This is a genomic window from Pedobacter sp. HMWF019 (genome assembly GCF_003061025.1).
Lineage (GTDB): Bacteria > Bacteroidota > Bacteroidia > Sphingobacteriales > Sphingobacteriaceae > Pedobacter.
Window position 1 is genome coordinate 35,878 of the sequence record NZ_QAIL01000133.1, and the last position, 10,146, is coordinate 46,023.

The 10,146-nt window shown below is 42.2% G+C and carries 9 protein-coding genes; 4 read left to right on the forward strand and 5 right to left on the reverse strand.

What is annotated here, in order from left to right:
- The 3 genes from DBR11_RS08405 to pgi form a co-directional block, all read right to left on the reverse strand.
- Positions 1-1,589, reverse strand: a 1,589-nt coding sequence (locus DBR11_RS08405) for a pitrilysin family protein (protein ID WP_199233798.1), incomplete at its 3' end; no start/stop codon positions are given.
- A 25-nt stretch (positions 1,590-1,614) separates the two neighbouring features.
- Positions 1,615-2,928 carry a pitrilysin family protein gene (locus DBR11_RS08410; protein WP_108551534.1) on the reverse strand — a complete coding sequence of 438 codons (1,314 nt, stop codon included), beginning with the start codon at positions 2,926-2,928 and terminating at the stop codon, positions 1,615-1,617.
- A 41-nt stretch (positions 2,929-2,969) separates the two neighbouring features.
- Positions 2,970-4,616 (reverse strand): glucose-6-phosphate isomerase, encoded by a 1,647-nt coding sequence (gene pgi, locus DBR11_RS08415; RefSeq protein WP_108551536.1) that lies wholly within the window; start codon positions 4,614-4,616, stop codon positions 2,970-2,972.
- A gap of 122 nt (positions 4,617-4,738) precedes the next feature.
- Here pgi and DBR11_RS08420 point away from each other — a divergent pair, with 122 nt between their 5' ends.
- The 3 genes from DBR11_RS08420 to DBR11_RS08430 all read left to right on the forward strand — a co-directional run bounded on the left by DBR11_RS08420 (position 4,739) and on the right by DBR11_RS08430 (position 7,294).
- Positions 4,739-5,227, forward strand: a complete 489-nt coding sequence (locus tag DBR11_RS08420; RefSeq protein ID WP_108551538.1) for a hypothetical protein — start codon at positions 4,739-4,741, stop codon at positions 5,225-5,227.
- Between the two features lie 69 nt (positions 5,228-5,296).
- Positions 5,297-6,371 (forward strand): peptide chain release factor 2 gene (prfB, locus tag DBR11_RS08425; RefSeq protein WP_108551540.1). Its coding sequence is split into 2 segments (ribosomal slippage): positions 5,297-5,356 and positions 5,358-6,371, totalling 1,074 coding nucleotides; the frame shifts between segments, so codons are not numbered across the junction.
- A 2-nt stretch (positions 6,372-6,373) separates the two neighbouring features.
- Positions 6,374-7,294, forward strand: a complete 921-nt coding sequence (locus tag DBR11_RS08430) for an alpha/beta hydrolase (RefSeq protein WP_108551542.1) — start codon at positions 6,374-6,376, stop codon at positions 7,292-7,294.
- A 1-nt stretch (position 7,295) separates the two neighbouring features.
- Here DBR11_RS08430 and DBR11_RS08435 read toward each other — a convergent pair whose 3' ends face one another.
- A complete protein-coding gene (locus DBR11_RS08435; RefSeq protein WP_108551544.1) occupies positions 7,296-8,165 on the reverse strand; it encodes a transglutaminase-like domain-containing protein in 870 nt (289 codons plus the stop codon).
- Positions 8,166-8,206: 41 nt separating this feature from the next.
- Here DBR11_RS08435 and DBR11_RS08440 point away from each other — a divergent pair, with 41 nt between their 5' ends.
- On the forward strand, positions 8,207-8,989 hold the full coding sequence (locus DBR11_RS08440) for an O-methyltransferase (RefSeq protein ID WP_108551546.1): 783 nt from the start codon (positions 8,207-8,209) through the stop codon (positions 8,987-8,989).
- Here DBR11_RS08440 and DBR11_RS08445 read toward each other — a convergent pair.
- Positions 8,990-10,146, reverse strand: a 1,157-nt coding sequence (locus tag DBR11_RS08445; RefSeq protein WP_369974426.1) for a BamA/TamA family outer membrane protein, incomplete at its 5' end; no start/stop codon positions are given. It abuts the gene before it with no gap.

The following is a 10,146-nucleotide window of genomic DNA, read 5'->3' on the forward strand; positions in this document are numbered from 1 at the left end:
CTTTCCAGGTTTGGTGCCAGTTGTTTGATGTTTAAGGCCAGCTTTTGTCCTTGTATCTCAAAGTCTGCTGTTTGAACGATAGAATTTACTTTTTTTAATGCAGCTTCTCCTCCAATTGCACTGATGTATTTAGAGAGAATTTCAGCAGCTGATTTGTTGACTGCGGCAGGTGCTGCGGATGCAGTAACAGGTACGGCATATTTATCAAATGATTTTACGATAAATCCGCGTTTCTGCAGTGCAGGGATAAACTGATCTGCTTTACCAACGATGATCACACGGGCATCATCATGGCCAAAGTATTTCTTGCTGACACGAAGAATGTCATCGGCAGTAACCGCATTGATTTTTTGCAGATAGGTGCGGTAAAAATCCTTTGGAAGGTTATTGATCAGGATGTTGCTTGCAAAACTAGCGGTACGTGCAGGGTTTTCCAACCCAAGAGCAAAGGTTCCGTTATATAGGTTTTTTGCACTTTGAAGTACTTCAGGGCTTACTTTTTCTGTGCGCATGATATTGATTTCGTTTAAGAATTCTACCACAGCGCTGTCTACTTTTTCATTTCTTACTGCCGCATTTGCATTAAATGCCGATTGGAAACGACCTGAACCTGTAGAAGAGTAAGCGCCGTAGGTGAAGCCATGTTTTTCTCTCAGGTTACGGAATAGTTTGGCATCGGCTCCTCCGCCAAGGATTTCATTGGCCAGTAAAACCGCATGGTAATCCGGGCTGCTTACAGGTAAATCAATCAGGTTCGTTACTGTAATTTCAGCCTGGGCTGCATTAGGTACGTCTACCACATCTACTTCTGTTTTTGCCGGATTGCTTACTTTTGCCAGTACAGGGAGGCTGAGGGTAGTGCCTTTCCAGTCTCCGAAAGCTTTAATGGCCAGTGCTTTTGCTGCTTCTGGTTTAATATCACCTACAAAGGTCAGGTAGCCTCTGGAAGGGGTAACCAGCTTTTTATAGGAAGTTTTTACATCATCTAATGTGATAGAATTGATGCTTTGTTCGGTTTCAAATTCTCCAAGGGGGTGTTTGCTTCCATAAGAAAGTGCGTTGACTACTCTTCCGGATATGGCTTTGGCACTGCGTTCGTTTGATTTTAAACCGGTAAGGGTTTGCGATTTCAGCTTGTCAAAAGAAGCTTGAGGGAAAGAGGGGTTTCTGATGGCATCGGCCATTAACAGAAACGCACTGTCGAAATAACGGGTCAGGGCGGAGACGCTTCCTCCGCTGGCAGAGGCGGATACTTGTGCGCCCAGCTGATCTACAGCTTCATCAAATTGTGCCTTGGTTTTAGAGGTGGTACCTTCTCCAAGCATGCCACTAAGCAATCCGGTTACACCTGCTTTTGAGCCCTCTGTGATTGGGCCTGCATCGATGCTGTAGCTTGCAGATACTTTTGGTAATTTATGGTTCTCTACGACCAGGACCGTAATGCCGTTTGGCAATTTATAGGTCACAGGGTCTGTAATGGTAATGATGGGTGCAGGGCCAGGTTTTGGCTTCTGACTCCTGTCAAGTTTTTGCGCGGACGCTGTATGTATGCATATTGCAGCCAGTGCAAATAGGAATATCTTCTTCATGGTCATCTTTAAATGGTTAGAAATTCTATTTTTTAGGTAGGTAATAAAGCACTACACGCTGGTCTTTGTTCAGGTATTTACGTGCAACATCTCTGATCTCTTCCCGGGTAATGGACTTCACAGTCTCTAACTCTTCATTGATGTCATTGGTGTTTTTGTTGTGAAAAGTATAGCCGTTGGCCAGGTTTTCAGCAACGCCGATCATTCTGGTGTTTGCGCTTACATAGGCATTTTCAAACTGGTTCTGCAGTTTCTTGTAATCAGATTCACTGATCAGATTGGTTTGCAGGTTAAGAATTTCTGCATCCATGTCTTTAAGCAGGTCGTTCAGAGGTGTATTGTTATTTGGAATCGCGAAGGTAATATAGGCACCATAGTCTTCCAGGGTATAGTTAAAGGCCCCAACTTCCAGTGCGGTTTTTTTCTCGTCCACCATTTTCATTCTCAGTCTGGAGCTGCCGCCACCAGATAAAATGGAGCTGACCATTTCAAGCACCTTATTGTCGCGGCTTTTCATGCCTGGTACACGATAGGCCGACATAATGGCCGGCAATTGTATGTTTGCGTCGTATGCCGTATCGATGATCTGTTTGGTGATGGGTTTCAGCTCGAAAGTTTGTTTTACCACTTCAGCGCCTTTTGGAACTTCATCAAAGTATTTGGCGATCAAAGCTTTGGTTTTTTCAGGATCGATGTCTCCGGCAATGGTCAGAACAGCATTGTTTGGAACATAGTATTTTTTAAAGAAGGCAATGAATTCTCCAAGTTTGGCTGCATCCAGATGGGCCATAGAGCCAATGGGCTGCCAGCTGTACGGATGGCCTTCAAATAAATGGGTGAAGATATTTTCTGCGAACTTTCCATAAGGTTTGTTGTCAATCCGCATGCGTTTTTCTTCTTTTACCACTTCGTTCTGGGTTTTAACGCCTGCTTCGTCAATTTTTGGGTGGAGCATGCGCTCACTTTCCAGCCAAAGACCGAGTTCCAGCTGGTTGGAAGGGAATACTTCGTAATAGAAAGTCCTGTCCTGGGTGGTGTTGGCATTGTTCTGTCCGCCGTTACTGCTTACAATTTTCATGAAATCACCACGTTTCATATTGTCACTTCCTTCGAACAATAAGTGTTCGAAAAAATGGGCAAAACCTGTTCTGTCGGGGTTCTCGTCTTTAGACCCAACATGGTACATTACAGAAACAGCGACCACAGGTGCTGTTTTGTCTTCATGCAGTATCACATGAAGACCATTGTTCAGGTCATATTCGGTGTACTTTACCTTTTGTGCGGACGCACTAAGGCAAAGACCGGAAATGGCCAGCGTTAATAAGAGATTTTGTTTCATTGTAATCAGTCAGTTGTTTTATGATAATTGAGTTTAGTTGATTATCGCCAGTTTTTGTATTGATTGATCAGGCCATTGGTTGAGGCATCGTGGCTGGACACTTCCTTGTCATCGTTTAATTCAGGCAGGATGCTTTTTGCCAATTGCTTGCCCAATTCCACACCCCATTGGTCAAAACTGAAAATGTTCCAGATAATGCCTTGTACAAATATTTTGTGTTCATACATGGCGATTAGACTGCCCAGTGTATAAGGTGTTACACGTTTGAGTAAAATAGAATTGGTTGGTCTGTTGCCTTCAAAAACTTTAAAAGGCGCAATTTTTTTAATCTCTTCTGCTGTTTTGCCTTCTTTTTTTAATTCTTCCTCCACCTGTTCTTTTGTTTTTCCATTCATCAGGGCTTCTGTTTGTGCAAAGAAGTTAGACAATAAGATCGGATGGTGTTGACCAATTGGATTGAGGCTTTGTGCCGGTGCAATAAAATCGCAAGGGATCAGACGGGTACCCTGGTGGATCAACTGGTAGAAAGCATGCTGGCCATTGGTGCCTGGTTCGCCCCAGATGATGGGTCCGGTTTCATAAGTTACATCATGGCCATTACGGTCTACATGTTTACCGTTACTTTCCATATCTCCCTGTTGGAAATAGGCGGCAAATCGGTGCATGTACTGATCATAAGGAAGTATGGCCTGTGTTTCGGCATCAAAGAAGTTGATGTACCATACGCCAATAAGGCCAAGTATAACAGGGATATTGTTTTCAAATGGGGTATGTTCAAAATGTTGATCGGTGGCATGAGCGCCTGCAAGTAGTTGTTTGAAGTTGTCAAAACCGATGCTCAGTACAATTGGAAGCCCAATGGCACTCCAAAGGGAATAACGGCCACCTACCCAGTCCCAGAATTCGAACATGTTTTCAGTGTCGATTCCGAAGCTTTCCACGTCTTTTGCGTTGGTAGACAGGGCTGCGAAATGTTTTTTGATATCTTCTTGTTTAGCGCCTTTTTCGAGTAACCAGTCTTTTGCCGTATGGGCATTGGTCATGGTTTCCTGCGTGGTAAAGGTTTTTGAAGCGATCAGGAACAAGGTAGTTTCCGGATCTACAACTTTGAGGGTTTCTGCAATATGAGTACCATCAATGTTGGAAACAAAATGCAGATTTAAATGATTCTTATACGCTTTTAAGGCTTCGGTAACCATAACTGGCCCAAGGTCTGAACCGCCAATGCCGATGTTAACAACATCTGTGATGGCTTTGCCGGTATAACCTTTCCAAGCGCCCGAGATAATGGCTTCACTGAATTTCTCCATCTTAGCCAATACTTTATTCACATCTTCCATGACATTTTTGCCATCAACGAGGATGCTTTTACCGCCCTGATTTCTTAAGGCAATATGAAGTACCGGTCTGTCTTCGGTCTGGTTGATCCTTTCCCCGCTGAACATGGCTTTGATGGCTTCATCCAGTTTACATTCTTTGGCCAACTGCAGCAGCAAGGCTAAAGTGGTGTCGTTAATGCGGTTCTTCGAAAAATCGAGAAGAATGTCTTCGAAAAGTAGAGAGAATTTCTCAAATCGTGCACTATCTTCTGTGAAAAGATCTTTTAAGCTTTTCTCATTGATATCAATAAAGTGATCAGCCAGATATTTATAGGCTTCTGTTTCTGTGAAATTTATTGTTGGTAGCATAATCTTGGTATTTCTGTAAATGTAAGGCTTTATTTTATTTGATAGAATGGGGAAAGCTGGATTTAATTTTGATTATATTTATATGATAAAACATAACCTATTCACCTAAAAAAACAAAAGCTATGTTAGAGAATCTAAAACAACTGGTTACTGAAAGCGCTCAGGATGTTATTGTAAATAATCCGGATGTTCCTAATGAACAAAATGAAGCGGCTATCCAGGCTGCATCCGGATCCATTTTTGACACGCTAAAAGATCACCTGGCTTCGGGAAACCTGAGTGGTTTGGTTGATGCTTTTAAAGGTGGTGATACTGGAAATAGTGGTTTGGCTCAACAGGCAACCTCCAATTTTACAGAGAAGCTTGCCGGGATGGGTATCAATTTGGATTCGGCTAAAAATATTGCCTCATCGTTGATACCAGGGATTATGGATAAATTTGTAAGCAAAACCAACGATCCGAACGATAGTTCATTTGATATTAAAGATGTATTAAGTAAAATTTCCGGTCCGGACGGGAAGTTTCAGCTGTCTGACCTTACAGACCTGTTTACAATTAAGGAAGGTGAAACCGGCGGTATTGTAGATAAAATAAAAGGGTTGTTTAGCTAAAAAACGCCTGTTTCAGAAAAGGCTATCTAAATTGTTTAGATAGCCTTTTCTATTTTATATCTTTGAGGTATGACTAAAGAACAAATTCAGGATTTAAGGGACAGAGTAGCGTCGCTGAGGAGGTATCTTTGACGTTGATGACCGACTAGAAGACATCCGTATTGAGCAGGAACTCACCCTGCAGCCAAATTTTTGGGACGATCCTAAAAAAGCAGAAAAACACATCGCAGAAATTAATTCAAAAAAAGTGTGGACTGATGGCTGGCAAAAGGCAAATGCACTGCTGGAAGATACCCAGATCATTTTCGATTTTCTGCAGAGTGGTGATGCTACTGAAGAAGAAATGCAGGAGCAATATGATCTTTGCCTGAAAGCGATAGAGGAGCTGGAGCTTAAAAATATGCTCAAAAACAAAGAAGACCAACTTCCTGCGGTAATGCAGATTACAGCGGGTGCAGGGGGTACAGAAAGTTGTGACTGGGCTTATATGCTGATGCGTATGTATATGATGTGGGGCGAAAAAAATGGGTATAAAATAACGGAACAGGATTACCAGGAAGGGGAGATCGCAGGTGTGAAAACAGTTACACTTCAGTTTTCCGGGGAGTTTGCATATGGGTATCTGAAAGGAGAGAATGGTGTGCATCGCCTGGTGAGAATTTCTCCGTTTGACTCGAACGCCCGCAGACATACTTCTTTTGCTTCGGTGTATGTTTACCCGCTGGTAGATGATACCATAGAAATTGAGGTTAAAGATTCTGAAATAGAATTTGAAACTTTTCGCTCTGGTGGTGCTGGTGGGCAAAATGTAAATAAAGTAGAAACAGCAGTACGTTTATACCACAAACCTTCTGGTATTGTGATTAAAAACCAGGAGTCAAGGTCTCAATTACAGAATAAAGAAAATGCCATTCGTTTGCTGAAATCGCAATTGTATGAAGTGGAAATGCGTAAACGTATGGAAGCGACGGCATTGATAGAGGGTAATAAAAAGAAAATAGAATGGGGTTCACAAATCAGGAGTTACGTGTTGGACGACAGGAGGGTGAAAGACCACCGGACAAATTTCCAGTCTTCTAACCCTCAGGCGGTATTGGATGGTGAACTGAATGACTTTTTAAAAGCATATCTAATGGAATTTTAATCATGAAATATTTAAGCACTTTATTTATGGTTGCTCTGATGTCGGCAAACAGCTTGATGGCACAAAAAGTAGAACCCCTTTATCCGGGTGCAATACCTGGGGCGAAACCCGTACCTTCTGATTTTAAGGAGATATCTACGCCGAGAAAACAGGGTGGTGTGATCATTACCAAAGTATCTGAGCCAACCCTGACCGTTTACCAGGCACCTAAAAATAAGGCAAATGGTACTGCGGTAATTATTTGCCCTGGTGGTGGATATTCTGGTCTGGCCATTACTCATGAAGGTTATGATGTGGCAAAGAAATTTAACGAGATCGGGGTTACGGCTTTTGTTTTAAAATACAGGTTACCGGATACGGCCATTATGCTGGATAAGTCATTCGGTCCTTTGCAAGATGTGCAGCAGGCGATTTATAAAGTGCGTAATGAGGCTGTAAAATGGAATATAGATCCGGCTAAGGTTGGGATTATGGGCTTTTCTGCCGGGGGGCATTTGGCTTCCAGTCTTTCTGTGCATTATATGGATGTGAAGATCCCGGCTACTGGCCAGGTGAACCTCAGACCTGATTTTTCGATACTGATCTATCCTGTTATTTCATTTTTAGAGTCGCCTCATACAGGTTCACTCCGAAATTTGATCGGACGGGATGCCTCTATGGAACAGAAAGAGTATTTTTCGAATGAGCGAAGTGTAAATGCAGAGAGTCCTAAAGCCTTCCTGGTACAGGCTGCAGATGATGCTACTGTTCCGGTAGAGAACAGCATCGTTTATAGCCAGGCACTGGTGAAAGCAAAGGTTCCTGTAGAAATGCACATTTACCAGGCTGGTGGCCACGGTTTTGGGTTGAATAATCCGACCACTGCAGATCAATGGTTTGATCGTTTGGTGAATTGGTTAAGTATGAATCATTTGTTGAAATAGTCTAAACCGGGCTGTTGTTTAAAATTTCCTGCAATTCTTTTAGTTCCTGGACTTTTTCTGCGGAGCCTAGGTTCTCATAGGCTGAAATCAGGTTGCGAATGACTCTTCGGATGATTTCTACGTTGCTGCAGGGAGCATAAAATCCCGGTTGCGGTTCCAGATTGAGTTGTCTTAGAAACTGGTCTACATCATGTTTCCCAAAGATGGCGCCTTTATTGAAGGCATTGATGTAGAACAGGACTCCAAACTCATGTTCTTCCTTCTTGCTTTCATCGATATAACCCAGGATGAAATGTTGAGGAAGGTTTACACCGTATACGGGGATGTCCAGTTTTTGAGCTATAGTGGAATAGATAATGGCTAATGAAATCTGGTTTCCTTTTTTGCTTTCCAGTACCTGGTTGATATAGGAGTTCTGCGGATCGTGATGGTTTTTTGTATTTCCGGAAAAGCCGTAAATACTATAAAAAATGTGGTTCATGAATTTGATCTTCTCGATGGAACTCATTTCATATTGCAATCCTGTCCAGATTTCCCGCTTAATTTCTTCTATCTGGTAAATGACTTTTTGTTCATCCAGGTCCGGGTACTGATATCGATTGATCACCAGTGCGCCTTGAAGAAGGTCAAAGGCCCCACTTTGGAACCATAGGTTAAGATCCTCTTTAACGTTGCTGAACTGGATGCGATGCACAAGATTTTCTATGCGTTCCTGTACGAGTGTGTCAAGCGATTTTTCCCAGGTATTTTCCAGATAATTGATCACAGCATTCCCGTACTCAAGCAGACGACGCTCCACGTGTTCATAAACTTCATTATCCGGGTCGTCCAGAAGTTTAATCAATGCACTTATTTCTGTACTATTTTCCATTATATGCAATTCCAATTGTACGTTTGTCTATTTTTGCAGCTATGGTTTTTAATTTTTTTATCGATTACTTAAAGCATCGTTTTACCGCTAAAAGCAGACATGGTACGCACTCTCCGTTTGTTTATAAATTAACAGATGAGGTAATTTACGATTTTAAGTCAAAAAATGATTACAAAAGTATAGAGGAACAAAGAAAAAAACTTTTGAATGACGATGCTGTAATCGAGGTTACAGACCTTGGAGCGGGATCTCACCTAAATAAAAACAGGAAAAAAAGTGTTAAGGAAATTGCAAAGAATGCACTCAAGAGTCCTCGCCTTGCTCAGTTGATCTATCGCCTGGCCAAGGAACGAAACCCTGAACTGATCATCGAGTTGGGTACTTGTTTGGGTATCACTACAGCGTATCTTTCCAAATCATCGCCTGAGGCAAAGGTGATTACCATAGAAGGTTGTCTGCAAACTGCTAAAGTAGCTGCTCAGAACTTTAAAGATTTGAGATTGGACCATGTGGAACTGGAAGTGGGAAATTTTGATCTAATACTTCCGGGTTTGATTGACAAACAGGAAAAACTGGATTTTGTATATGTAGATGGTAACCATCGCAAAGAAGCTACACTCAATTATTTTAAATGGTGTCTTCCAAAAGTACAGGAACATTCCCTGCTCATCTTTGATGATATTTACTGGAGTAAGGGCATGAAGGAAGCCTGGGAGGAGATCAAGCAACACCCTGACGTTACAGTAACGGTCGATTTATTCTGGATCGGTTTAGTCTATTTCAGAAAAGGGCAAGTAAAGGAGCATTTTAAAATCAAATATTGATTAAAAGGCTTCGGCTAGGCTGATGTAAAAACCGCTTTGACGTTTTTCGTGTGGTGGTTTTTCTCCAATGCCATAGTCCAGACGTACGCTCAGGCCTTTTGCCGGATCAAAGAAATAACGTCCCCCTCCTCCGTAGGTGGGTTTGAGGTATTTAAGAGAAAAGTCACCGTTGGCAAAAACGCGTCCGGCTCCCGCAAAAGCAACAAGGCCAAACCTATTGGTAAAGCGGTATCTGAGTTCGGTTTGGGCGGTAATGAGGTTTTCGTCTCTGTATCTCCCGCGATAGTAACCACGCATCATTTCATCATTTCCCAGTTGCGGGAGAAGATAAAAAGGGGTGTTCTTACTTTGTACAGTATGATAGAATCCGTTCACACCTAAGACCAGCCGGTTGGCCAGGGGCCAGAAGTTACTTACGGTTACTTTGATCTGGCTGGTGTTGAATTCATTACTGGAAAAGACTTGTGGGGCAAACTGGTAAGTAACTCGACCAAAGAAACCTTTGGTTGGATAGTTGTTGGAATTTCGGGTATCATAACTTTGAGAGGCACCGATATAGACCAGGTCTCCTCCGTTTTTCCCATGGATATTAGGATTGGTGGCAAAAATACCCCCATTTCCCCTGTCGGTATAACTGTAGTTTTCATAGCCAATGGAAACGCCGGTATAGGTATAAGGGATAAGACTTTTTTCGGCTTCAAGCAGGATTTTGAATTGTTTTTCCAGCAGCTTGTTCTCATCAGCATGATGCGTTTTATTGCCTATACCATAAAAGTTAAATGGATTCCTTCTGAAGATGAGTTCACCCATGAGGTGAAATTTATTCTGACGGGTGTATATATCATTTCTGAGGGTAAAATTGTACTGCTTCTTAGTCGATACAGAGCTCATTAATGAAAAATTTGAACTTCGGTTTAAAGTGTCTTTACGATCCATGTACATCGAGAACAGACCGCCCAGACCGAATTCAAAACCGGTTTCCTGGCTGTAGCCTAATACTGGGATGGGCATAAAGCTTGGTCTCCTGGTGGTGTCGATTTCATTGGAGAGCATCTTTTTGATGAGTTTCTTTTGTGCGAAGGAAGGTAAGGTTATTGAAAATAAAATAGTAAGCAGTGTAATGTTCTTCATTGCCGCAAAAGTACTAGAACTGATGG